The organism is Nocardia sp. CA-119907, assembly GCF_050955995.1.
GTDB lineage: Bacteria > Actinomycetota > Actinomycetes > Mycobacteriales > Mycobacteriaceae > Nocardia.
Genome location: NZ_CP192091.1, coordinates 9,190,218 through 9,213,290, shown reverse-complemented (window position 1 = coordinate 9,213,290; position 23,073 = coordinate 9,190,218). Strand labels below are relative to the sequence as shown.

Below are 23,073 nucleotides of genomic sequence, written 5' to 3'. Positions count from 1 at the left end.
GGGACAGAAAAATGAAACGTGTGTTCATACCTGCGACAGGCGAATCTGTCCTGTTCTTCCCTCATTATGCAGCCTATGCTTCAATGATTGTAGAACGTGTTTCAGTTTGTCGAAGGAGACATCTGGTGGTTGATCCGCGGAATGCCCGGCCGAATCTGCCGGATGGGTTCGATGTCACGGACCCGGACATTTACGCCGAGCGTGTTCCGGTGGAGGAGTACGCCGAACTGCGTCGCGCCGCACCGATCTGGTGGAATCCGCAGCCCCCCGAAGTCGGCGGCTTCCACGACGAGGGCTTCTGGGTGGTGAGCAAGCATGCGGACGTCAAGGAGGTCTCGCGCCGCAGCGATGTGTTCTCCACCTTCGAGAACACCGCGATTCCGCGCTTCAACGACGACATCACCCGCGAGCAGATCGAACTGCAGCGCTTCGTCCTGTTGAACATGGACGCACCCCAGCACACCAAATTGCGCAAGATCATCTCCCGCGGCTTCACTCCGCGCGTGATCAACGGCCTGCGCGCCGAACTCAAGGCGCGGGCGGAGTCCATCGTGAAGGAGGCGGCGGAATCCGGCTCCGGTGACTTCGTCACCCAGGTCGCCTCGGAGCTGCCGCTGCAGGCCATCGCCGAGCTGATCGGCGTCCCGCAGGAAGACCGCGGAAAGGTCTTCACCTGGTCGAACGATATGACCGGCTATGACGATCCGGAGAACGAGGCCGATCCGGTGGCCGCCTCCGCCGAGGTGCTCGGCTACGCCTACCAAATGGCCGCGGCGCGCAAGGAATGTCCGGCCGATGACATCGTGACCAAGTTGATCGAGGCCGATGTCGATGGCGATGAGCTGACCCCGGAGGAGTTCGGCTTCTTCGTCATCATGCTGGCCGTCGCGGGCAATGAGACCACCCGCAATGCGATCACCCATGGTATGGCGGCCTTCCTGGAGCATCCGGACCAATGGGAGCTGTTCAAGAAGGAACGCCCGGCCACCGCCGCCGACGAGATCATCCGGTGGGCGACCCCGGTCACCTCGTTCCAGCGGACCGCGCTCGAGGACACCGAACTCGGGGGTGTGCAGATCAAGAAGGGCCAGCGGGTGATCATGCTCTACCGCTCGGCCAACTTCGACGAGGAGGTCTTCGAGAATCCGGAGCAGTTCGACATCACGCGAAAGGACAACCAGCACTTGTCCTTCGGTGGTACCGGTGCGCACTTCTGCATCGGCGCGAATCTGGCCCGGATGGAGGTCGACCTGATCTTCAACGCCATTGCCGACGCCATGCCCGATATCACCAAGCTCGGTGATCCGAAGCGACTGCGCTCGGGCTGGCTCAACGGTGTCAAGGAGTTCCAGGTCGACTACAAGGGCTCGGGCTGCCCGGTCGCGCACTGACACGTCGCGGACCCAGGCTTGTGTCGGCAGCCTGGGTCCACACGAAAGGGCCCTCGTACCGGTAGTCCCCTTGCCGGTACGAGGGCCCCTTTCGTGCTGCCCCGAGGGGGAGGCAGCGTGCTCAGGTAGCGGGCTTCGCGGTCGCCATGGCGCGGTCGACCTCCCAAAATGCCCGCAGCGCAGCGATTTTGCCCGTTTCGTCCACCTTGTAAGTGAAGACGCCCTCGGCATCGATCTGGTGCCCGCCCATCCTGGTGCGGATCAGGCCGGTGAAGGCGATCTCATTGCCGCAGGCGAACGAGTCCCCGAAGTGGAATTCGATCGAATCGGTCTTCGCGATCGCCATATCCCAGAATGCCGCGATGGCCTCCTTGCCGCGATGGCCCCTGCCCTCCGGATCGAAACCCGAAGGGCCGATGGGATCTTCGACAATGCCGTCGGTCGCGAACAGATCGACCCACGCCTGCTTATCGCGCGCTCGCACCGCGGCCTGCGATGCGAGTCCGGCGGCCCGTGCTGGATGTTCGGTGGTACTCATACTGCTGCCTTCGCGACGATGGGTTCCTCGATATTCTTCGCGGCGAAGCGGCGCAGTGACTCCTGCTTGGCCGCCAGTTCACCCTCGAAGCCGATGCCATCGGCCAGCCACGGGATCACGATCGCATCGGTCACCCCGGCATCGGCCAGATCCTGATATCCGGTGCGCCCGAACTTGTCGACGCACACCGCCTGGATCTCGAACGGCACCTGTTCACGGCCGAATTCGGCGCGCAGCGCGCCGAGCTTGCCGATGGTGGTGCACAGTTCGGCATAGGTCATCATCGCCGAGGTCCAGCCGTCACCGACCTTGGCCGCCCGGCGCAGCGCGGGTTCGGTGTGGCCGCCGATATAGAACGGGACCGGCTGGCTCGGCGCCGGGCTGATCTGCAGCGGATCGAAATCGAAGAATTCCCCGTGGTACTCCACCATGCCGCCGCCGAGCACCAACTTGATGACCTCGATCATCTCGTCGACTCGCGCGCCCCGCTTCGCGTAGGGCACCCCACACCATTCGAATTCCTCTGGTGCCCAACCGATTCCGACGCCGAATCCGAACCGGTTGCCGGACAGGTTGGCTACCGAGCCGACCTGCCTGGCCAGCAGCAGCGGATTGCGTGAACCGAGCTTGAGCACGTTGGTGTAGAAGTGAATTCGGCTGGTCACGGCCGCCATAGCGGTCGCACCGATGAGCGGGTCGACCCACGGTGTCTCCGGTCCCCAGAACCGACTGCCGTCGGCGGTGTAGGGATACTTCGCGGCCGCCGACTTCATGTAGAACAGCGAGTCGGGGAGTGCGATCGATGAAAATCCGCACTCCTCAGCCGTTTTCGCCAGCTCGGGCAGCTGCTCCAGCGGACTCAGCGCGATGCCGAGGGTGAACTTCAATGTTCCTTGGCTCATATCAGCGGTCCTTGCCTCAGTGCGGCTGCTCCGAGCCCACAACCCACATGGCGAAGTACTGCGACCCGCCGCCGTACGCGTGCCCGAGCGCCTTCTTGGCATTCGCGACCTGGTAGTCCCCGGCCCGGCCCATGACCTGTTTGGCGGCCTCGGCGAACCGGATGAGTCCGGAGGCGCCGATCGGATTCGAGGAGAGCACGCCGCCGGATGGGTTGACCGGCAGCGTTCCGCCGATCTCGGTCTCGCCCTTATCGGTGAGTTTCCAGCCGTCGCCCTGGGGAACGAAGCCCAGGTTCTCCAGCCACATCGGCTCGAACCAGGAGAACGGCACGTAGATCTCGGCCACGTCGATCTCTTTGAGCGGGTCGGTGATTCCGGCGGCCTGCCACAGCGCGGCGGCCGCATCCTGTCCGGCCTGCGGATTGACCTGATCGCGTCCGGCAAAGGTGGTCGGCTCGGTGCGCATGGCGGTGCCGTGCACCCAGGCGACCGTCTTACCGGTGGCCTCGACGGCCTTCGCGGCTTCCTCGTCACCGATCACCACGGCGCAGGCGCCGTCGGAGGACGGGCAGGTCTCGTCGAATCGGATCGGATCCCACAGCATCTGGGAGGAGAGCACCTTCTCCAGCGTGATGTCGGGCTGGTGCAGGTGCGCGAGGGGATTCTTCGCGCCGTTGCGGCGATCCTTCACCGCGACCATCGCACCGATATGGCCCGGTGCGTTCGACCGGCGAATGTAGGAGCGCACATGCGGTGCGAAGTAGCCGCCCGCCCCCGCGCCGACCGGCATGGTGAAGGGCACCGGAAACGACAGCGCCCACATGGCATTCGATTCCGACTGCTTCTCCCAGGCGATGGCGAGCACCCGCTTGTGCACCCCGGCCTGCACCAGATTGGCGGCGACGATACCGGTCGAGCCGCCGACGGATCCGGCGGTGTGCACGCGCAGCAGCGGTTTTCCGGTGGCGCCCAAGGCATCCGCCAGATACAGCTCGGGCATCATGACGCCCTCGAAGAAGTCCGGCGCCTTGCCGACCACCACCGCATCGATATCGGCGATGGTGAGCCCGGCGTCGTCGAGTGCACGATCGATGGCCTCGCGGCACATGCCCGCCATGGACACATCGGTTCGTTTCGTCACGTGATGGGTTTGTCCGGTGCCGAGCACCGCAGCGGGAAAGCTCATCGGCTCGCCTCCGAATCCAAAACGGCTACCAGGTTCTGCTGCAGCGCCGGGCCGCTGCTGGCGTGGGCGAGCGCCCGATTCGCGGTGCCCGCCATGATCGCCTCGGCCGCGAAGCCGATGCGCTCCAGGCCCGCCGCGAACATCGGATTGGCGGCGAGTGCGCCGCCGGACGGATTCACCTTGGTCTCGGGCCGCAACCCGATCGCCTCGGCGAGGATCAGCTGCTGATGGCTGAACTGCGCGTGCAGTTCGGCGATATCGAAGCCGCTGGTATCCCCGCCGGTAACCGACTGTGCCGCGGCCGCAGTCGACGGTGAGACGGTCAGATCGCGGGCGCCGAGATTGGGTGTGTCCACCCGGTGCGCCATGCCGGTGAGCCAGGCCGGGCGCTCGCAGAGTTCCCGAGCCCGGTCGCCGACCGCGAGCACAATGGCAGCGGCACCGTCGGTGATCGGTGCGACATCGTGCGCGCGCAGCGGATCGGCGATATACGGTGCGGCGAGCAGGGTTTCGATATCGCCGGAGTCACCGGCGGCGACCGCCGCCATATCGCGTTCGGTCCAGCGCCCCGCGTCCAGCCCGGCCCGCGCCTGCAGACCCGCGATCGACCAGGCGTCCGGCCAGAGCGGGGTGACCAGGTAGGGATCGAGCTGCATGGTGAGCACCTGGCGCAGCGTGCCCGCGGAGGACTTGCCGAAGCCGTAGACAAGCGCGGTCTTCGCCTGTCCGGAGCGCAGTTTCACGAATGCCTCGTACAGCGCCCAGGCGGCGTCCATCTCGACATGCGATTCGTTGATCGGCGGTACCGCGCCGATGGCGTCGACCGCCGAGATGAAGGAGAAGGCGCGGCCCGCGAGGTAATCCGAGGAACCGGAGCACCAGAAGTCGATATCGGACTTGGTGATGCCGAGTCGGGTGTAGAGCTGCTGGAAGACGGGCACCAGCATCTCGACACCGTTGGTGGTGCCGAAGGTCTCCGGCACATGCGGTGCGTGGGCGAATCCCACGACCGCGATGTCGGTGCCAGAGTTGGCGCTTGCGCCTGTTACTGCGTTGGTCAACGTGGCCTCTCAGAGGTGGTGCTTGTACGTCTCGTAGTCGGCATCCGGCTCGCCGGTGGGGCGGAAGTGGTCAACATTGCTGAGCCCGAAGCCCCACTCCTCGCGCGGCTTCCACACCGCCTCCACCCGCATGCCCATGCGCACCTCGCTCGCGTCGCAGCCGAGCACCAGGTGCAGCACCGGGATATCGGCGCCGTCGAGCAGCACATAGGCCGCGACATACGGCGGCTTGATGCGCTGGCCCATGAACGGCACATTGACGATGCAGAAGGTGGTCACAATGCCGCGGTCGGGCAGTTCGACGATCTCGTCGGTCGGCCTGCCGTCGGTCGGATTGGCGCCGCGCGGCGGGAAGTACACCTTGCCCGCGGCGTCGGTGCGCCCGCCGAGCAGTTTGCCCTCGGCCAGGCCGCGCAGGTAGACGGTCTCCTGCGGGGAGGCGCTGTGCATGTAGTTCAGGTCGACCGGTGTGATGAGCACCGTGACCGGCTCGCCGTCCGAACCGGATGGCGCTGGTGCGGTGGAGGTTTCGCCCGGTTCGAAGCAGACGATGTCCTTGATGCTGCCGGTGGGCTCGGCCGCCCACCGGGCGACCACGCGCTGGCCGGTGTGGATGTCCTCGGGTGCGGCGACGTCGACGGCGTGCAGCATGGTGGTGTCCGCGCCGTCGAGTTGGATCAGCGCCCAGGCGAACGGGCGGTCGAACGGCTGGCCGGGCAGCGGATCGCGGACCCAGGTCCACGACCGGACGGTGCCGGTATCGGCCACGTCGACGAATTCGGTCAGCGCCGCGGAGGTGACCGGATCGTATTCCGGCGGCGGTACCAGCACCCGGCCGTCGGAGCCGCGCACGCCCACGATCTTGCGGCCGCGCAGCTCGGTCAGGAAGGTGCCGATGACCGGCCCGACCGACCGCGTGTAGTCGAATTGCACCCGAAGGGGTGCGCTGAGTACATCGGGCGGTGTGTTCAATTCCGGCCCTCTCTCATCCGCGATTGTGCCGGATGCGGTATTCCCCTGAGTCACGATATCGAGTAGAACAGGTTCTTATTCTGGTGGCAAGAACTTGCTGGCCCTTTCGAGCGACCTGCAAGCGGACGCCAGCGAGAGAAAGAGGTCGCGCATGAAGTTCGGATTGCAACTCGGGTATTGGATGGCGCAGCCGCCACAGAATGCGGGCGAGTTGGTGGTCGCCGCCGAGGCGGCCGGTTTCGACGCGGTGTTCGCCGCCGAATCCTGGGGATCGGATGCCTTCGGGCCGCTGATGTGGTGGGGCTCGGCCACGCAGCGGGTGCGGCTGGGCACATCGGTGGTGCAGATGTCGGCCCGCACCCCGGCCGCGACGGCCATGCACGCGCTGACGCTGGACCATCTCAGCGGCGGCCGGGCCATTCTCGGGCTCGGCGTCTCCGGGCCGCAGGTGGTCGAGGGCTGGTACGGGCAGCCGTTCGCCAAGCCATTGCAGCGCACCAGGGAGTACGTCGGCATCATTCGCCGCATCCTGGAGCGGCAGGCGCCGGTCACCAATGACGGGCCGCAGTACCCGCTGCCGTACAACGGACCGGGATCGACCGGACTCGGTAAGCCGCTCAAGCCGATCGTGCACCCGCTACGAGCGGATATGCCGATCTGGCTGGGTGCGGAGGGGCCGAAGAATGTCGCGCTGACGGCCGAGATCGCCGATGGCTGGCTCGCGATCTACTACGCGCCGCGGCTGGCCGGGATGTACAACGACTGGCTCGATGAGGGCTTCGCCCGGGCGGGCGCGCGGCGTTCGCGGGACGATTTCGAGATCGCCGCGAGCTGTCAGGTGGTGATCACCGACGATCCCAAGAGCGAACTCGAGCGGATGCGCTGGATCATGGCGCTCTACATCGGCGGCATGGGCGCGCCGGAGCTGAATTTTCACGCGCAGGTCTACCGGCGGATGGGCTACGAGCGCGAGGTCGACGAGATCGGCAGGCTCTTCCAGTCCGGCAAGAAGGCCGAGGCCGCCGCAATGGTGCCGGATGAGCTGATTTTGGATACCGCGATCATCGGCGACGAGGAGCATGTGCGTAAGCAACTCGAGGTTTGGGAAGCCGCCGGGGTCACCGAGATGCTGGTGTCTGTTCCAGATATCGAGCAATTGCATCGGCTCGCACCCCTTGTACAGATGTAGAACACGTTCTAGATTCGTAGGGGTGACGCAGGTAGAAATTCTCGGTCTCTGGAACATCGCGAACGCGGAACCCGATCGGATCGCCCTGGTGGATCCATCCGGCCGTGAAGTGACCTATCGCGAATTGGCCACGCTCGCAAACCGTTACGGCACCGGCCTGCGGGCCCTCGGTCTACAGCCCGGTGACGTGCTGGTCAGCATGGTGCACAACTGCGTCGAGGCGGTCGCCGCCTACTTCGCGGCCTACCAGGCCGGGCTCTACATCGTCGCCGTGAACTGGCATCTGACCGGCCCCGAGGTCGCCTACATCCTGGCCGACAGCGAGGCCAAGGCCTTCATCGCGAGCGATCGGTTCGCCGCCGTCGCGATCGCCGCGGCGGATGAGGCCGGACTGCCGGCCACCGCGCGCTTCGCGGTCGGCGAGATCGAAGGCTTCAAGTCCGTGGCCTGGCTGGGTGCCGCCGATACCGGTCGCCCCGATAATCGGACCACGGGTGCGCCGATGCTCTACACCTCGGGAACCACGGGGCGGCCCAAGGGTGTTCGGCGTCCGCTCACCGGCACCGACCCGGATGTCGTTCCGGTGGCTTCGACCGCGTTCTTCGGTCTGTTCGAGCTGAAGCCCTACGACGATCACGTGCACATCTGCGGTTCGCCGCTGTATCACACCGCCGTGCTGAACTTCGCGACCATCTCTATTCAGTTGGGGCACAAGCTCGTTCTGATGGATCGCTGGGACGCCGAGGAAATGCTGCGGCTCATCGACAAATATCGGGTGACCCACAGCCATATGGTGCCGACCCAGTTCCACCGGCTGCTCGCGCTGCCCGCGGAGGTGCGCGCGAAGTACGACGTGTCATCGCTGCGCAGCATGGTGCACGGCGCGGCCCCGTGCCCGGGCGAGACCAAGCGGCAGATGCTGGAGTGGTGGGGGCCGACGGTCACCGAGTACTACGCGGCGACCGAGGGCGGCGGCACGGTCATCAACGGTGCCGACTGGCTGAAGAAGCCGGGCTCGGTGGGCAAGGCCTGGCCCTGGTCGGTCATCAAGGTGCTCAGCGAGGAGGACGGCTCCGAGTTGCCCACCGGGGAGCCCGGTCTGGTCTATATGAAGATGGGCGCGTCCAGCTTCGAATACCACCACGCCAAGGAGAAGACCGAAGAGTCAAGGGTCGGTGACCTTTTCACCGTCGGCGATATCGGCCACCTCGACGAGGACGGCTACCTCTACCTGCACGACCGCCGCTCCGACCTGATCCTGTCCGGTGGTGTGAACATCTACCCGGCCGAGATCGAGAACGTCCTCACCACCCACCCGAAGGTCGAAGACGTCGCGGTCTTCGGTCTGCCGCACCCGGATTGGGGCCAAGAGGTCAAGGCCGTCGTCCAGCCGGCAGCCGGTATCGAGGGCAACGACGAACTCACCACCGAACTACTGGCCTACGCCGCAACCCAATTGGCGAAATACAAAATGCCCCGCTCCATCGACTACCTCGACGAACTCCCCCGCGACCCCAACGGCAAGCTCTACAAGCGCAAACTCCGCGACCGCTACATCCCCGCCTCATAGCGGAATCGCTGTCGCACACCCAGTGATGGTCGCGCACGAGGTATACCTTCTGCGCGACCATCACTGCCTGTGCGTCACGTGCATTGGTTGTGCGCCAGTGGAGTCAGTTGTTCTCGCTGATGGCCAGTCTTGTGCGCGGCGCGCAGTTGGGTTGCGTCGCTTGGTGGCCCACTCTGTGCGTGACGGTCAGTGGGTGTGTGGCAGCGGCAAGGGGGTGCCGTCCGGCGCGCAGTTGCGCTGTGTCAGTTGGGACTGCCCGGCGCTCTCACCGTGTGGATTGCATACGCGTGCAGTCTCGCCGCTTACCTGGTGGCGCCGGTCATCGTTGACTGGACTCCTCGCTGCATGTCCGCCCGCCCCGTCTGTCCGCCCGTGCCCGCTAATTGCCTGACCTGCTCGTCGGCCCGGTCTGCCTATCCGCTCGGCTTATTCAATCGTCCGACCACACCTATCCGCGGGCCTGCTCGTCCGCCCAGTGTGCTCGTCCACCTGGCGTGCCTGTGTCAACACCGGCCCATCCGTGACGCACCCGTTCCGGCTCAACCATGACCCAACCGGCTCCGAAGACGTCCGGAAGTGCCGATTATGTGATGGTTGGTCTGCATCACACGAATCGCCGGCACGCGTGTTCGGGTGACTCGGCAGCTACCGCGAGGCTGGGGGCAGGAGCCGACCGCTGAGGACGGGACGGTTGTTGAGGTCATCCAGAGGCACCCCGACGCCGAGGTTCTCTGCAAGCCTGTAGAACATTCCGAGGGACCCCAAGGGACCGTATTCGTCTTCTTCGGGTCGGGCGCCGAGGGCCTGCATCTCGGTGTCGAAGCGGTGCGGGTCGCTGCCAGTCCGTGCGAAGCTGTTCGTGGTGTCGAGTCCGGTGATGAGGCGGCCGTCCTCCGCGTACCGGAACACCTCTCCCGGTTTCTCGCTGGCGTGCAGCTCCAGTGCCGCGGTTCCGATCGAGGCACGCAACACCATTCCTCGGTCTTGGATGCCTTTCCAACTGCCGTGCTCCCACGCCCAGGCCCAGCTTCGGTAATGCCCTGCGCTGACCACATATCCGTCGTCTGCGTAGAGAAGGCCGCCCAGCTCGTTGCGGAAGTCATTCGGCCCGCGCACCGCCACGGTGTTGTGGTCGACGCCCATCCGCTCCAATAGCTCCTGGGCGCTGATCTGACGCGCGAAGGTGAGGTTGACCAGCGGCAGATCCGTGTCGTACATCCACCCAAGGCCCCCGGTCGTGGTGTTCACGATGCCCCCGGTTCGTTGATCGCGATCGGGAAACACAGTCCATGATCATGAAACCAGGCGTCGTCATCAGCTGAAGCAGTCACAGCGGCTGACACTGCCATGAGCCACCGACATCCATGGCCGCGTCCCCGCCCCGGACCGTCGTCTAGCAGCGACGGCCCCTCCGGCGGACAAGCCGGTTCCATGCGGCGGGCTGTTGCGGGACTCGATGGAAGTCCAACGTCCGGAAATCAGCGTAAGTCGTTTCGTGTCAAGCGGTTCGGTCGGTGCCCTCATCCGTCGTGGTCCCTGCATAGCGGTGATGGGGTTGAGCCCAGCAGCGTGTAATCGGGTTGAGGTGACGACGGGCGGGGCTGCCCATGATTTCCGGCGAGATCACGCAGTGTCTCTATGCCGAGTGGGGCTCGCCCCGACCGGCCGCTCGATGGCCGCTCAATTGGTCAGGCGGCCACCGGGATTGGGGTGTCGGTTGGTTGTGTGCCGTGGGTGGCGGTGTGTGGATCCCAGCGTCGGCCGGTGGTGATGACGGCATGCAGGTGTCGCAGGATGGCGGCGGCGATGGCGGCTTGGGCTTGGGTGGGGCTGAGTTTGTTGTCGTCGCGGCTGGTCAGGTGCCGGTAGCGGGCGGCATAGACAGGGTTGGCGCGTTGGGCGCCCCAGACCGCCCGCCAAGCGGCTAGGCGCAGGCTGGGCCGGCCTTGGCCGGTGAGTTTGGTTCGTCCGGTGAACGTGCCCGAGAGTTTCTCCCGGGGTGCCAGTCCGGCGTGTTTGACCAGAGCGCGGGCGGTGGTGAACCGGGTGGGGTCACCGGTTTGGGCCAGGATCGCGGCAGCACCGACCGCGGAGAGTCCGGTGATGGAGGTGACCAGGTCGGTGAGTCGAAGTTCGTTGAGCACGGCTGTCATTCGGTCCTCGGTGTCGGTGAGGCGGCGTTGGTTTTCGATCCAGTCGCCCAGCAGCAGCTGCACTCGTTCCAGTGCGCCGCGCCGGTGCGCGACCACCCCGGCCTGGTCGTCGAGCGCGTTGAACACGTTGCGCGCGATCCGCAGCGAGGGTTTCTGACCTCCCCGGCGTGTGATCTCGCGGCGGACGGCCTGCTCGAGGCGGGTCATGCCGAGGCGGCGGGTGCGGGACAGATCGCCGCCGTCGCGATCGCAGATCACGCTCAACGTCGCGACCCAGGTGCGAGATCGGAACGGTTGGCGCGCGGTGTCCAGCGCGGCGGGCCACACGCATTCCAGTAATGCGCGCAGCTGCTGGATTTGGCTGACCATCTCCACCAGCAACTGCTCACGTCGCGCACCGAGATGCCGCAACCGGCCCCACGTTTCATCCACTGGTTCGGGGACATAGCAGCGCAACTGCGCGGTCAGCCGGGCGATCAGCACCGCGTCTTTTTCATCGGTTTTGTCGCAGGTGAGGTCCTCGGCGCGGCGTGACCAGGAGGTCATCGACGGTTGGACGCACACGAACGCCATGCTGCGGTCGGCGGCCAGCTGGCCCAGTACTCGCCACCGGTGTCCGGTCGGTTCGCACGCCACCGTCACACCGGTGAAACCCGCCGTGACCGCCCGCTGACCTGCCCAGTCCAACGCGGCACCCAGATCCCAAGCGCGGCATCGGAATGTTTTGCGCGCCAACACTTTCGAGTCGTGATCGGTCACCACGACCATCTGTTTGCGATCAGCCAGATCGATCCCGACGATAGCGTTATCGACCGGGACCAGCGCCCGCAACCGCGCCAAACGTGCGTTTCGGTTGCGATCACCCCGCGACAAGCCACTACTGTTACCCACGAACGTCTTCCTCCTGCGATGGGACACCAAGCCCGACAAGCGCATCAGGAAGGCGTTCCTATCCCGCGGACCGACACGCAGAACGTCTTTCTATGCCGCATATCGCGCGTTTGAGGTCAGTCGATCGCTCAAGACCTACCTACCCGGCGTGCTCAACTTCCGCCCGGCCTGCTCGCCTCCGCCCGGCCTGCTCGCCTCCGCCCGGCCTGCTCGCCTCCGCCCGGCCTGCTCGCCTCCGCCCGGCCTGCTCGCCTCCGCCCGGCCTGCTCGCCACCGCCCGGCCTGCTCAACCACCGACCCACCCACCCCCGCGGACCACCGGCAGCGAAACCTCAGACGGGCTCGCGCAATTCCGGTGCCAACCCGAACAGCGGGAACAGCTTCTCCGTGTCGAGGAAGAAGTTGAGGCCGGCGATGCTGTCGCCGTCCAGTTCGAGCACCGTGATCGACCACGGAACCCAAACGCCTGCTTCGCTTTCGTGTGGTTTGTAGTGGCCGAAGGCGGGGTGGCCGTTGGCGCCTGCCAGGCGGACCATGCGGGAATCGCGGCAGCCGCTGCCGGTGCCGAGCATGAAGGCGGCCACATTCTCGGGGCCGGAGATCCACAGTTCGATCGGCGGCATGGACAGTGCCACATCGGCTTTCAGCAGGGTGGTCAGGGTGTCCATATCGTAGGCCTCGAAGGCCTTGACGAAATCGTCGACGAGTTTGCGCTGATCGTCGTCGGATTCGTCGTAGCGGTCGGTGTCGGCGGGCTGCACCTTCGACATGGTCGCCCTGGCGCGCTGCAGTGCGCTGTTCACCGATGCGGGGGACATGGTCAGCGCCTCGGCCGTCTCGCTGGCCGAGAATCGCAGCACCTCCCGCATGATCAGGATGGCGCGCTGGGTGGCGGGCAGATGCTGACAGGCGGCGACGAATGCCAGCCGCAAAGTGTCCTTGGCGGAGGCGTGTTCGGCCGGATCCGAGCCGAAGGCAAGCGCATTGGGGATCGGTTCGATCCAGACGTAGTCCGGCTGCGGCATGGGCAGCGGCGAATCCGGCCGCGACGGACCGGAAAGATCCATCGGCCTGGCTCGGCGCTGTGGGCCGTCGAGCATATCCAGGCAGACATTGGTGGTGATCTTGTACAGCCAGGACCGTAGGCTGGCGCGCCCCTCGAACGAGTCATAGGACTTCCACGCGCGGGTGAAGGTTTCCTGGACCGCGTCCTCCGCTTCGAAGGAGGAACCGAGCATGCGATAGGCGTAGGCGCACAGCTCTCGCCGATGTCCTTCGAAGGACTCGAGGACGTCCGGGGTGAGGCCGACGGTGGAGCCGGACGAGTCGTTCATGGGTGTCACCCTGCCACAGCCCACCGACACATTCGAGATCTAAACGCTTCCTACCTGCGGAATCAAGATCACCACGATGGGGATGTCGGCTTGTGCCCCGGGTTCACGGGCGCCGCCGCGATGAGTTCGGCGTGGTCGTGCCGTCTATACCTATAAACCGCCGAAGACGACGTAAGGACCCCCAATGCCCAGCAAGATGATCTTCATCAATCTCCCCGTCGCAGACCTGGGCCGGTCCAAGAATTTCTACGAGGCCATCGGCTGGAAGGTGAACCAGGACTTCACCGATGAGAACGCCGCCTGCATCGTCATCGACGACAATATCTGCGCCATGCTGCTCACCAGGGACTTCTTCACGACGTTCAGCAAGCGCCCGATCGCTGATACCGTCACGACGGTCGGCGGCGCATTCGCGCTATCGTTGGCGAGCGCGCGCGAGGTCGACATCCTCACCGAGGCCGCGCTCGCCGCTGGCGCCACCGAGGAACTCAACGAGGATCGCCGCGCCGAGGAGGCCCAGGTCGGCATGTTCGGCCGCACCTTCATCGACCCCGACGGCCACCAGTGGGAGCCCTTCTGGATGGACTACCCCGGCAATTGATCCGCCGCGGCCGAATGGTGGCCCGCGTGCCACCATTCGAATCGCCTCGGCGAGAACGGAATTCAGCTGCCGGTGAAGGTGGGTTTGCGCTTTTCGGCGAAGGCCTTGGGGCCCTCCTTGGCGTCGGCGGTCCGGAACACCGCCATGCCGAGTTTGGCCTCGATCTGGAAGGCGTCCTCTTCCGGCATGGCCTCGGTCTCCCGAATGGTGCGCAGAATAGCCTGCACCGCAACGGGTCCGTTCGCCGCGATCTGCGCGGCGAGTTCGAGTGCCTTGTCCAATGCGGTGCCGTCGGGGACCACATGCCCGATCAACCCGATCTCCTTGGCCTCGGCGGCGGTAACGTGCCTGCCGGTCAGCAGAATGTCGGCGGCGACGGTGTAGGGAATCTGGCGGACCAGCCGAACGGCCGAGCCGCCGAGCGGGAACAGGCCCCAACGAGCCTCGGACACACCGAATTTCGCGCCTTCCCCGGCCACTCGGATATCGGTGCCCTGCAGGATCTCGGTGCCGCCGGCGATGGCCGGGCCCTCCACCGCCGCGATCAGCGGTTTGGTGAGTCGGCGGCCCTTGAGCAGCGCCTCCAATTTGGTGGGATCGAAACTGCCCGCGGTCGAGGCGTCGCCAGGGTGCCGGGCCGACATCGCCTTGAGGTCCATACCAGCGCAGAACGCGCCGCCCGCGCCGGTCAGGATCGCGACGCGGATATCGGGATCATTGTCCACCTGATCCCAGGCGTCGCGCATGATCGCCATCATTTCGGCCGACAGCGCGTTGCGGGCCTCGGGGCGATTCATGGTGACGATGAGGACGTGATCGCGCTTCTCGACGAGGCAATCTGGCATTACTCGATCTCCTGACACTCCAGGGAGCCGGCGGAGCCGGCCGGGGCGGGCAAATTCAGCCTTGTCAGAAACAGTAACACGTTCTATTTTTAGCTCTGTGAGCTACAACATAGCGGACCTAGTCGAACACGCCATCGATCTGATGCCCGACCGCGTAGCGCTGGCCGACGACGGCCGCGAGGTGACTTACGCGCAGCTGGAGGAGCGTGCCAATAAACTCGCCAACTACCTGCTGCAACAGGGTGTCCAACCGGGCGACAAGGTGGGCATCTATTCGCGGAATACGATCGAGGCCGTCGAGGCCATGGTCGCGGTCTTCAAGGCCCGCGCCGTGATGATCAACGTGAACTTCCGATATGTCGAGAACGAGTTGCAGTATATTTTCGACAATTCGGATATGGTCGCGCTGATCCACGAACGTCGCTACAGCGACCGGGTGACCGGAGTTCGCCCCAGGACGCCCCTGTTGAAAACGGTCATCGTCGTGGACGACGATACGACCGGCGCCATTCCCACCGCAGCGGATTCGGTGGAATACGAGGCGGTGCTCGAGCAGTCCTCGGGTGAGCGGAACTTCGGCGAGCGGTCCGCCGACGATATCTTCATGCTCTACACCGGCGGTACCACCGGCCTGCCCAAGGGGGTGATGTGGCGGCACGAGGATTGGTGGCGCGTACTCGGCGGCGGCATCAACTTCCTGACCGGCGAATACGTCGAGGACGAATGGCATCAGGCCAAGACCGGCGCGGGCAATCCGCAGATGGTCCGCTTCCCGATTCCGCCGATGATCCACGGCGGCTCACAGACGGCGACCTTCCACAGCCTCTTCGACGGCGGCAAGGCCGTGATGATCCCGGAGTTCACCGGGCACGGAGTGTGGCAGCACATCGACCGGCACAAGATCAACCTCATCTTCATCACCGGCGACGCCATGGCCCGGCCGATGGTCGACGCCCTGCTCGAGGGCAATCCGGAAACCGGCGCACCGTACGACCTTTCGAGCCTGTACCTGATCGCGAGCAGTGCCGCGCTGTTCTCGCCGACGCTCAAGGACAAGTTCCTGGAACTGCTGCCCAACCGGATGATCACCGATTCCATCGGCTCCTCCGAAACCGGTTTCGGCGGTCTTTCCGTTGTCGCCAAGGGCGCCAACCACACCGGTGGTCCCCGGGTGAAGATCGACGCCGCCACCCAGGTGCTCGACGATGACGGCAATCCGGTGGTGCCGGGCTCCGGGCAGGTCGGCTTCCTCGCGCGCAGCGGCCACATTCCGGCCGGCTACTACAAGGACGAGGCCAAGACCAAGGCAACGTTCAAGGAGTTCAACGGAATCCGCTACTCGATTCCGGGTGACTACGCCCGGGTCGAGGAGGACGGCACCGTCACCATGCTCGGCCGCGGTTCGGTGAGCATCAACAGCGGTGGCGAGAAGATCTACCCGGAGGAGGTCGAGGGCGCGCTCAAGATCCATCCCGAGGTCTTCGACGCGCTGGTTGTCGGGGTTCCCGACGAGCGGTGGGGACAGCGGGTGGTCGCGGTCGTGCAGTGCCGCGGCGATAAGCGGCCGACGCTCGAGGAACTGCGCCCGGTGCTCACCCAGGAGATCGCGCCCTACAAGCTGCCGCGCAGCCTGTGGTTCGTGGACCAGATCAGGCGCAATCCGGCGGGCAAGCCGGATTACCGCTGGGCCAAGGCGCAGACCGAGGAGCGCCCGGCCGACGAGCACGCCGAGGCGAGCGGCAAGTAAAACGGCAGGTACGGCCCGAGACCGGCAGGGCTGCCGCGAAATACGCGGCGGCCCTGTGCCGTTCGCGGTCGTTCGGGGCGGGACACGGCGGCATCGTTCGTGACGCAGCCGTTCGTGGCTGGCATTGGGATAGGAGATCGCATTGGCAATGCGCTATGGATTTTTCGAGGCCACCGCGAATGGCTTCGCGCCGTTGCCGTTCGCGGCCAGCGCCTGGTCGCCGAAGATGCTCAACGGCCCCGCCATCTGCGGTCTCATGGCCAGAGCGCTGGAGCGACAGCACTGTTCGGAAGGGTTCACACCGGCGCGGCTGACCGTCGACCTGTTCCGCCCGACGCTCAACAAGCCGGTGACCGTGGTGACCGAACTGGTCCGGGAGGGGCGGCGAATCCTGGTCGCCGATGCCGCGCTGATGCAGGACGGCGAGGATATGGCCAGGGCGACTGCGATATTCCTGAAGCGATCCCAGCAGCCGCCGGGCAGCCTGTGGACCCGTGCCCGCGATCCGGAGCCGCCCTCGGTGCCGGTCGCGACGGGCCCGACCGTACCGCTGTGGGGCAGCGACGCACACGCCGACGGCTGGTCGTCCAGCATGGGCGAGCATCAGAACGACAGCCGAAAGCGCATGTGGCAGGTACCGATGCCGGTGGTGGAGGGGGAGCCCCCGTCCGGATTCGTCGGAGCCGTGGTGATCGGTGAGTCGACCAGCCTGATGACGAACTGGGGCAGTGCCGGGATCGGCTTCATCAATACCGATATGACGCTGGCTCTGGCGCGCACACCCGTCGGACTGGAGATCGGCGTGGAGGCCGACAATCACATCAGCGCGGACGGAATCGCCGTCGGCAGCGCGACATTATTCGATCGATCCGGATCCTTCGGCACCTGTGTGGTGACCGCGCTGTCGAATGCCGAGCGCCAGGTGGACTTCTCCGATGATTCGGTGCTCCGCGCGAGAGTCGGGATCTGACTGCCGATCCGGGACGACTCGCGATGCCGCTACGCGGCCGTATGATCCTCGATCAACCCGACGAACAATTGCCGGATCGGCTCGGGGACGGTGGTGCGGAATCGTTGGACGTGGATCTCGAACGGCTTGCCGGTCTTGCGATTTCGGAGTCGGATGGTGGGGTCACGGCGGCCGATGTACACCCGGCCGGTGTTCCATAGGCGGTGGAAGTCGGGCTGTGTGCCCAGCTCGCGCAGTAGCAGTTGGACATCGGCTCGTTCACCGGCGCGGCCCGCGTAACCGCGGAAACGCCCGACCATCAGATCGGCCTCGCGTTCCCATTCCTCGATCACCAGCCGTGCCCGCGGATCGGTGAACATCCAGCGCAGCACGTTGCCATTCGGCTGCAGGCCGGGAAATGCCGCGTCGAAGGCCGCATTGCAGTCGATGACGTGCCAGCCGTCATCGAGCGCGGCGGCCAGATGCGGTGTCAGGGCATCGAGTGTCCTGCGGACCGCCGGGCCGGGCTGCGGCGGTCCGGCGTCGGTGAACCGTTGCTGTGCAAGGTGATACAGATGTACGCGCTCATCCGGATCCAGGCCGAAAACCTGGGCCAGGGCGTCGAGTACGGACGGACTCGGATTGAACGCCCCACCCTGTTCGATCTTGGCGAGGTAGCCGACGCTGGAATGGATCGCCTCGGCCAGTTGCTGTCGACTCAGGCCGCCCGGATTCGCCGCGGTCGGTCGCAGCCGCCGCGCACGCACGAATTCGGCAAGCGTCGGCACCCGTAGCTCATCCATAGGACCTCAATCTTTTTGCGTCGCACCGCTTTGCGCAACCTCGATCAGCGCCAGCGCCGCACGACTGATCCGCGCGGCGGCATCGTCGAGATCCGGTTGACCGACATCGAGCCAGGCGATCACCGCGTCCAGGATGAAGGCGGGGATGACCTGCGCCGCCCAGTCCTGCCACGGTCCGTCCGCGATCGCGGTGGTGAGATACCGCTGGGCCAACAGCGTCGAATAGCTGCGGACCAGATCGGTGACCTCACGGAATTCGGGCTCGCGAACGGCGTGGCGGAACAGCAGGCGAAAGGCCTCCGGATCCGCGGCGGCCGCGGCCAGCAAGGCGGAAATGCTGGTGCCGTCGATATTTTCGGTGCCGACCGCATCGCCGAGTCGGGTGTAGGCGCGTTCGAGTACGGCTCCGTACAGATCGGCCTTCGAGGCGAAGTGCCGGTACAGGATCACATGCGTGATGCCGGCTTCGGCGGCGATGTCATCGAGACCCGTTGCGCTGAAGCCGTTTCGGGCCACGGCGCGGGTGGCGGCGGCCAGGATCTGTTCGCGTCGCTCGGCGCGCGGCATGCGTCGCGCGGGCGTCGGGTTCTTCGGCAAGACATCACCTCCTTGTTCAAGTGGAATGATACAAGTGATTATGTTTAAGTTGACTTGTACAAGCTAGCGTGTAGCTCGAGGAGTGAGCCATGACCGCCGATTCGCCGGAACTCGTCTGCCCCTTCACCGGCGGCGATGCCACGCCCACCTCGATCAGCCGGGTCCGCACCGCCACCGGCGACGAAGCCTGGAAGGTCACCGGCTATCGCAAGGTCAAGGAGTTGTTCACCGACGTACGGCTCGGACGCTCCCATCCGACGCCGGAAACCGCGGCGCGGTCATCGGAATCGGTGTTCTTCGGTCGGCCGTTCGGCAACTTCGAGACCGAGCCCGCCGATAACGCCCGCATGCGCGGACTGCTGAATCCGATGTTCTCGGCCAAGCGGATGCGCGAACTGACCCCGCGGGTCGCCGCGTTCACCACCCAACTGCTCGACGACATGGCCGAACAGGGCTCGCCCGCCGACCTGCACAAGGCCTTCGCCGAACCGCTGCCCCTGCTGGTCATCAGCGAACTGCTCGGCGTGCCCTACGAGGATCGCGCACAGTTCCGCGCCTGGAGCGAGGCGCTGTTCGACACCAGCGACGGCGCGAAATCGGGACAGGCCGGGGCCGAGTGGTTCCTCTATTGCAAGTCGCTGGTCGAACGGCGCCGCCGCGAGCCGGGCGAGGGCGTGATCGCGAAGCTGTGTGAGGTGCCGGACCTGCCCGACGATGCCATCGCGACCCTGTCGATGGGGTTGCTCTTGGCCGGGCACGAGACCACGGTCGTCGAAATCGGCCTGTGCACCGTGCAATTGCTGCGTAATCCGACGCAGTGGCAGAAGCTGGTCCAGCGGCCGGAACTGATACCGGGCGCGATCGAGGAACTGCTGCGGGTACACGACTCCACCGCCTTCGCCCGCTATGCGCGCACCGATATGGAGATCGACGGCGTCACCGTCCGGACCGGCGATCTGGTGCTGTTGGATGTCGATTCGGCCAACCACGATCCGGAGATCTTCACCAACGCACGCCAGCTCGACGTCACCCGCGCGGAGGGCCAGCATCTGGCATTCGGCTACGGCCTGCACTACTGCACCGGTGCGCCGCTGGCCCGCATCGAACTGCAGGTCGCCTTCGGTCAGCTCATATCCCGCTTCCCGACCCTGCATCTGACCGTCGATCCCGACACCCTGCCGGTGCGGGAGAACGTGGTCACCAAGGGCCTGACCGCATTGCCCGTCGCATGGTGACCGCGGTCCGGATCTGCACCGCGCTCGCCTCTCTCCTGGTCGGTGTGGCGGCTCCGACTTCCGCTATGGCCGAGCCCGTTTCGTGCGCACCGGCCGCCGCGACCATTGCCGCGGCCGCGGTCGTGCGGGATGAGGACTGGGCCGAGGGCTTGGCCTATGACGCGCACGGCGACCTCTGGGTCTCGCGGGTGCGGCGCAATGAGGTGGTGCGCTACGACCCGTCGGGTCGGGTGAGCGCCACCGTGGCCGTCCCGTATCCCGGCGCGGTGAAACTCGGTCCGGACCAACGGATCTACGTGACGTACGGCAACTTCCTCACCAATCTGGTGCCGGGTGCGACCGGCGGTGGCGTCGTCCGCATCGACCCCGAAGCCGCGATACCGGAGGCCGAGACCTTCGTCTCCGGACTCGGGATGGCCAATGGCGCGGCCTTCGATGCGGCGGGCAACCTCTTCGTCGCCGACACCTCGACCGGCGTCGTCCGGATCCGGCCCGACGGCCGTATCGATACCGAATGGTCGAGCCGGGCAAAGCATTTCGGCGCCGATGGCATTCTGATCGACGGCAATGCCCTCTACGTCACGCTGTATCTCAGCCCGAACGGCCGCATCCTGCGCATCCCGCTCGACGACCCGGCGCACGCCACCGTCGTCGCGGATCTGGCCGCCGGACCCGGCGCACCACCGCTGCCCGACGATCTGGCCATCGGCCCGGACGGCCTGCTCTACGACGCCACCACCTCCGGGCGACTGGTGCGCATCAACCCGGCAGACCACTCGACCTGCACCATCCTGACCGGCGAACCGATGACCTCGATCGTCGTAACGCCCGAGCGCGACTTCCTGGTCGGCACCGCGAGCGGAAATCTGCTGCGGGTGCGTCCGACCGACTGAAATCGACTGTCCTGCCCGAGAACTCAGACATAGTAAGGAGTGCGCCATGACCGTGGAATCGACGCATGGCTGTCCGGTGACCGGTTCGGTCGACACCATCCGCCGGACGCGGACCGCACTGGGCGACGAAGGCTGGCTGGCCACCAGTTACGCGCAGGTCCGGACGCTATTCGCCGATCCACGGCTGGGCCGCGCCCATCCGACGCCGGAAACCGCGGCGCGGGTATCGGATTCGGTGTTCTTCGGCGGTCCGCTCGGCAATTTCGAGACCGAGCCCGCCGATCAGGCGCGGCTGCGCGAGTTGGTGGTGCCGTTCTTCTCGCCGCGGCGGATGCGCGATCTCGGGCCGCGGGTGCAGGAGCTGACCACCCGGTTGTTCGACGAGATGGCCGCCAAGGGCGCACCCGCGGATCTGCATACCGCGGTGGCACTGCCGTTGCCGCTGCTGGTCATCTGTGAGCTGCTGGGTGTGCCCTACGCGGACCGCGATCAGTTCCGCGCCTGGACCGAAGCGCTCGGCGACCAGCAGGACGGTGCGAAGGTGCAGCAGGGGGTCGCCGGGCTGTTCGAGTACTTCATGATGTTGGTGCAGCGCAAACGCAGCGATCCCGCCGATGATGTGCTGTCGCATCTGTGCGCCAGGGACGACCTGTCCGATCAGGGCATCGCAACCCTCGGCCTCGGACTATTGTTCGGCGGCCACGAGACCACAGTGGTGCAGATCGGGGTCGGCGCCAAACGGCTGCTGGAGAATCTGACGCAATGGCAGGCGCTGGTCGACGATCCCGCCTTGGTGCCGACCGCGATCGAGGAGTTGCTGCGGGTGGCCGACGCCACCCAGATGCCCCGCTATGCGCGCACCGATATGGAGATCGACGGCAATGCGGTGCACGCGGGTGATCTCGTTCTGCTGGACCTGACCGCGGCCAACCATGATCCGACGGTCTTCGCCGATCCCCACCGCGTCGATGTGACCCGCAAGGACGGCTCCCATGTGACCTTTGGATACGGCGCGCGCCACTGCATCGGCGCACCGCTGGCCCGGATCGAACTGCAAACCGTATTCACCCAGTTGGTGACCCGCTTCCCGACCATGCGGCTGGCCGTCGATCCGGCCGCGGTGCCGATGCGTACCAACACCTTCACCGGCGGTGTCGAGGAGTTGCCCGTGAAGTGGTGAAAACCGTTGGCGTAACCGGATCTTGTTAGGCTGCACCCTTTGGGGGATGCAGGCTGACAGGAGTACGGTTATGCCCTTCGTAACCTCCGCTGGCGCGAAAGTCCACTTCTTCGACAGCGAAGGGACGGGGCCAGCGGTGGTGCTGGGGCACGCCTTTCTCATGGATCACGAGATGTTCGCGAAGCAGGTTGCCGCACTGGCACCGAAATACCGTGTCATCTCGATCGATGCGCGCGGGCACGGGCTGACCGAGCACGATGACAGCGCCTTCAGTTTCTGGGATCTGGCCCGCGACGCCTGGGCGGTGCTCGACCGGCTCGGCATCGACCGGGTGGTCGTCGGCGGCGCCGGACAGGGTGGATACACCGCGCTGCGCATGGCATTGCTGTGCCCGCCGCGGGTGGACGGCTTGATCCTGCTCGGCTGCTCGGCGCGGGCGTACAGCGAGGTGCAGCGCATCGGCTACCGGCAGGTCACCGATGCCTGGACCGGGACCGCGCCGTTGGCGGCGATCGCGAAGATGGTCGCGGGCCTGGTCATCGGCGGCGACCGGGCCGATCATCAACCGTGGCTGGCGAAATGGCTGAGCGGTGATCGGGAACGCGTCGCCGCGGCGGCCGACTGCCTGGTCAATGTGGATGACATCACCGACCTGCTCGGCGATATAGCCTGCCCGGCATTATTGGCACGCGGTGCCGCCGACCCCGCCTTCGATCACGACACCATGGACGCATTGGCACAGGGACTCGGTGGCCGGGTGGAATTCCATACCGTCGAGGGTGCGGCGCACACGCCGAATCTGACCCACGCACGCGAAATCGACCGGCTGATGCTGGAATTCCTCGCTCGACTCGGCCGGTAGTACTACTGGCCGGTGGTACCACTGGCCATGGGGTGACCAACGCCTGGTCCGGCGAAACTCTTGCCCAGAGCGCGGCGCACTTGTTGTATTCGATATGGCGACGCCGCCAATTCCGTTCCGGTCGAACGTGATTCACATAAACGCACTGGGGGTGTCGCCGTCGTGCGGCCCCGG

General features: G+C 65.8%; 21 protein-coding genes. 10 read left to right on the top strand and 11 right to left on the bottom strand.

From position 1 onward, the window contains the following. The first annotated feature begins 83 nt into the window (after window positions 1-83). The gene (locus ACQP2D_RS41355; protein ID WP_433681315.1) at window positions 84-1,391 is read left to right on the top strand and encodes a cytochrome P450; all 1,308 of its coding nucleotides are present in this window, start codon (window positions 84-86) and stop codon (window positions 1,389-1,391) included. 121 nt (window positions 1,392-1,512) lie between these two features. Here ACQP2D_RS41355 and ACQP2D_RS41350 read toward each other — a convergent pair whose 3' ends face one another. Genes ACQP2D_RS41350 through ACQP2D_RS41330 form a run of 5 tightly spaced genes read right to left on the bottom strand, consistent with a single transcriptional unit; the run spans window position 1,513 to window position 6,050 of the window. Next, entirely contained in the window at window positions 1,513-1,929 is a 417-nt protein-coding gene (locus ACQP2D_RS41350; RefSeq protein ID WP_433681314.1) for a nuclear transport factor 2 family protein, read from the bottom strand. Then, window positions 1,926-2,816, bottom strand: coding sequence for a TIGR03619 family F420-dependent LLM class oxidoreductase (locus tag ACQP2D_RS41345; RefSeq protein ID WP_433685924.1), 891 nt, complete (start codon window positions 2,814-2,816; stop codon window positions 1,926-1,928). Before ACQP2D_RS41345 ends, ACQP2D_RS41350 begins: the two co-directional genes overlap by 4 nt. A 31-nt stretch (window positions 2,817-2,847) precedes the next feature. Beyond that, window positions 2,848-4,017 carry a thiolase domain-containing protein gene (locus ACQP2D_RS41340; protein WP_433681313.1) on the bottom strand — a complete coding sequence of 390 codons (1,170 nt, stop codon included), beginning with the start codon at window positions 4,015-4,017 and terminating at the stop codon, window positions 2,848-2,850. Then, the gene (locus tag ACQP2D_RS41335) at window positions 4,014-5,078 is read right to left on the bottom strand and encodes a thiolase domain-containing protein (protein ID WP_433681312.1); all 1,065 of its coding nucleotides are present in this window, start codon (window positions 5,076-5,078) and stop codon (window positions 4,014-4,016) included. The genes ACQP2D_RS41340 and ACQP2D_RS41335 overlap by 4 nt, the downstream gene beginning before the upstream one ends. A gap of 9 nt (window positions 5,079-5,087) precedes the next feature. Beyond that, window positions 5,088-6,050, bottom strand: coding sequence for a Zn-ribbon domain-containing OB-fold protein (locus ACQP2D_RS41330; protein ID WP_433685923.1), 963 nt, complete (start codon window positions 6,048-6,050; stop codon window positions 5,088-5,090). A gap of 151 nt (window positions 6,051-6,201) precedes the next feature. Between ACQP2D_RS41330 and ACQP2D_RS41325 the strand changes: the two genes are divergently transcribed. Both ACQP2D_RS41325 and ACQP2D_RS41320 read left to right on the top strand, forming a co-directional pair. Beyond that, window positions 6,202-7,239, top strand: a complete 1,038-nt coding sequence (locus ACQP2D_RS41325) for an LLM class F420-dependent oxidoreductase (protein WP_433681311.1) — start codon at window positions 6,202-6,204, stop codon at window positions 7,237-7,239. 22 nt (window positions 7,240-7,261) lie between these two features. Then, window positions 7,262-8,809, top strand: coding sequence for an acyl-CoA synthetase (locus tag ACQP2D_RS41320; protein ID WP_433681310.1), 1,548 nt, complete (start codon window positions 7,262-7,264; stop codon window positions 8,807-8,809). A gap of 645 nt (window positions 8,810-9,454) precedes the next feature. On the opposite strand, the gene ACQP2D_RS41315 is transcribed toward ACQP2D_RS41320, so the two are convergent. The 3 genes from ACQP2D_RS41315 to ACQP2D_RS41305 form a co-directional block, all read right to left on the bottom strand. After that, window positions 9,455-10,057 carry a DUF6461 domain-containing protein gene (locus ACQP2D_RS41315; RefSeq protein ID WP_433681309.1) on the bottom strand — a complete coding sequence of 201 codons (603 nt, stop codon included), beginning with the start codon at window positions 10,055-10,057 and terminating at the stop codon, window positions 9,455-9,457. Window positions 10,058-10,497: 440 nt separating this feature from the next. Further along, entirely contained in the window at window positions 10,498-11,853 is a 1,356-nt protein-coding gene (locus ACQP2D_RS41310; protein ID WP_433679144.1) for an IS110 family transposase, read from the bottom strand. A gap of 332 nt (window positions 11,854-12,185) precedes the next feature. Continuing rightward, entirely contained in the window at window positions 12,186-13,187 is a 1,002-nt protein-coding gene (locus ACQP2D_RS41305) for a sigma-70 family RNA polymerase sigma factor (RefSeq protein ID WP_433681308.1), read from the bottom strand. Between the two features lie 184 nt (window positions 13,188-13,371). Between ACQP2D_RS41305 and ACQP2D_RS41300 the strand changes: the two genes are divergently transcribed. Next, window positions 13,372-13,788: a VOC family protein gene (locus tag ACQP2D_RS41300; RefSeq protein ID WP_433681307.1), complete on the top strand. Its 417-nt coding sequence runs from the start codon at window positions 13,372-13,374 to the stop codon at window positions 13,786-13,788. 62 nt (window positions 13,789-13,850) lie between these two features. Here the strand turns inward: ACQP2D_RS41300 and ACQP2D_RS41295 are convergent, their stop codons facing one another. Continuing rightward, entirely contained in the window at window positions 13,851-14,633 is a 783-nt protein-coding gene (locus ACQP2D_RS41295; protein ID WP_433681306.1) for a crotonase/enoyl-CoA hydratase family protein, read from the bottom strand. A 97-nt stretch (window positions 14,634-14,730) separates the two neighbouring features. Here ACQP2D_RS41295 and ACQP2D_RS41290 point away from each other — a divergent pair, with 97 nt between their 5' ends. Together ACQP2D_RS41290 and ACQP2D_RS41285 are read left to right on the top strand one after the other, a co-directional pair. Further along, window positions 14,731-16,380: an acyl-CoA synthetase gene (locus ACQP2D_RS41290; RefSeq protein WP_433681305.1), complete on the top strand. Its 1,650-nt coding sequence runs from the start codon at window positions 14,731-14,733 to the stop codon at window positions 16,378-16,380. 148 nt (window positions 16,381-16,528) lie between these two features. Beyond that, complete coding sequence (locus tag ACQP2D_RS41285; protein WP_433685922.1) at window positions 16,529-17,350, top strand: acyl-CoA thioesterase domain-containing protein; 822 nt, start codon at window positions 16,529-16,531, stop codon at window positions 17,348-17,350. Between the two features lie 29 nt (window positions 17,351-17,379). Here ACQP2D_RS41285 and ACQP2D_RS41280 read toward each other — a convergent pair whose 3' ends face one another. Both ACQP2D_RS41280 and ACQP2D_RS41275 read right to left on the bottom strand, forming a co-directional pair. Continuing rightward, on the bottom strand, window positions 17,380-18,132 hold the full coding sequence (locus tag ACQP2D_RS41280) for a helix-turn-helix domain-containing protein (protein WP_433681304.1): 753 nt from the start codon (window positions 18,130-18,132) through the stop codon (window positions 17,380-17,382). Window positions 18,133-18,138: 6 nt separating this feature from the next. After that, entirely contained in the window at window positions 18,139-18,729 is a 591-nt protein-coding gene (locus ACQP2D_RS41275; RefSeq protein WP_433681303.1) for a TetR/AcrR family transcriptional regulator, read from the bottom strand. Window positions 18,730-18,818: 89 nt separating this feature from the next. Here ACQP2D_RS41275 and ACQP2D_RS41270 point away from each other — a divergent pair, with 89 nt between their 5' ends. The 4 genes from ACQP2D_RS41270 (at window position 18,819) to ACQP2D_RS41255 (ending at window position 22,899) form a co-directional block, all read left to right on the top strand. Beyond that, window positions 18,819-19,964 carry a cytochrome P450 gene (locus tag ACQP2D_RS41270; RefSeq protein ID WP_433681302.1) on the top strand — a complete coding sequence of 382 codons (1,146 nt, stop codon included), beginning with the start codon at window positions 18,819-18,821 and terminating at the stop codon, window positions 19,962-19,964. Window positions 19,965-20,029: 65 nt separating this feature from the next. Further along, window positions 20,030-20,857: an SMP-30/gluconolactonase/LRE family protein gene (locus ACQP2D_RS41265; protein WP_433681301.1), complete on the top strand. Its 828-nt coding sequence runs from the start codon at window positions 20,030-20,032 to the stop codon at window positions 20,855-20,857. 46 nt (window positions 20,858-20,903) lie between these two features. Beyond that, window positions 20,904-22,037 (top strand): cytochrome P450, encoded by a 1,134-nt coding sequence (locus tag ACQP2D_RS41260; protein ID WP_433681300.1) that lies wholly within the window; start codon window positions 20,904-20,906, stop codon window positions 22,035-22,037. A 70-nt stretch (window positions 22,038-22,107) separates the two neighbouring features. Next, window positions 22,108-22,899, top strand: a complete 792-nt coding sequence (locus ACQP2D_RS41255) for an alpha/beta fold hydrolase (RefSeq protein ID WP_433681299.1) — start codon at window positions 22,108-22,110, stop codon at window positions 22,897-22,899. Window positions 22,900-23,073: the final 174 nt, after the last annotated feature.

Bases quoted from the DNA above. Each gene is read 5' to 3' on its own strand.
- ACQP2D_RS41285 (WP_433685922.1), top strand. From the start codon at position 16,529: ATGCGCTATGGATTTTTCGAGGCCACCGCGAATGGCTTCGCGCCGTTG.
- ACQP2D_RS41355 (WP_433681315.1), top strand. From the start codon at position 84: ATGATTGTAGAACGTGTTTCAGTTTGTCGAAGGAGACATCTGGTGGTT.
- ACQP2D_RS41265 (WP_433681301.1), top strand. From the start codon at position 20,030: ATGGCCGAGCCCGTTTCGTGCGCACCGGCCGCCGCGACCATTGCCGCG.
- ACQP2D_RS41280 (WP_433681304.1), bottom strand. From the start codon at position 18,132: ATGGATGAGCTACGGGTGCCGACGCTTGCCGAATTCGTGCGTGCGCGG.
- ACQP2D_RS41305 (WP_433681308.1), bottom strand. From the start codon at position 13,187: ATGAACGACTCGTCCGGCTCCACCGTCGGCCTCACCCCGGACGTCCTC.
- ACQP2D_RS41325 (WP_433681311.1), top strand. From the start codon at position 6,202: ATGAAGTTCGGATTGCAACTCGGGTATTGGATGGCGCAGCCGCCACAG.
- ACQP2D_RS41350 (WP_433681314.1), bottom strand. From the start codon at position 1,929: ATGAGTACCACCGAACATCCAGCACGGGCCGCCGGACTCGCATCGCAG.
- ACQP2D_RS41340 (WP_433681313.1), bottom strand. From the start codon at position 4,017: ATGAGCTTTCCCGCTGCGGTGCTCGGCACCGGACAAACCCATCACGTG.
- ACQP2D_RS41270 (WP_433681302.1), top strand. From the start codon at position 18,819: ATGACCGCCGATTCGCCGGAACTCGTCTGCCCCTTCACCGGCGGCGAT.
- ACQP2D_RS41255 (WP_433681299.1), top strand. From the start codon at position 22,108: ATGCCCTTCGTAACCTCCGCTGGCGCGAAAGTCCACTTCTTCGACAGC.
- ACQP2D_RS41295 (WP_433681306.1), bottom strand. From the start codon at position 14,633: ATGCCAGATTGCCTCGTCGAGAAGCGCGATCACGTCCTCATCGTCACC.
- ACQP2D_RS41300 (WP_433681307.1), top strand. From the start codon at position 13,372: ATGCCCAGCAAGATGATCTTCATCAATCTCCCCGTCGCAGACCTGGGC.
- ACQP2D_RS41260 (WP_433681300.1), top strand. From the start codon at position 20,904: ATGACCGTGGAATCGACGCATGGCTGTCCGGTGACCGGTTCGGTCGAC.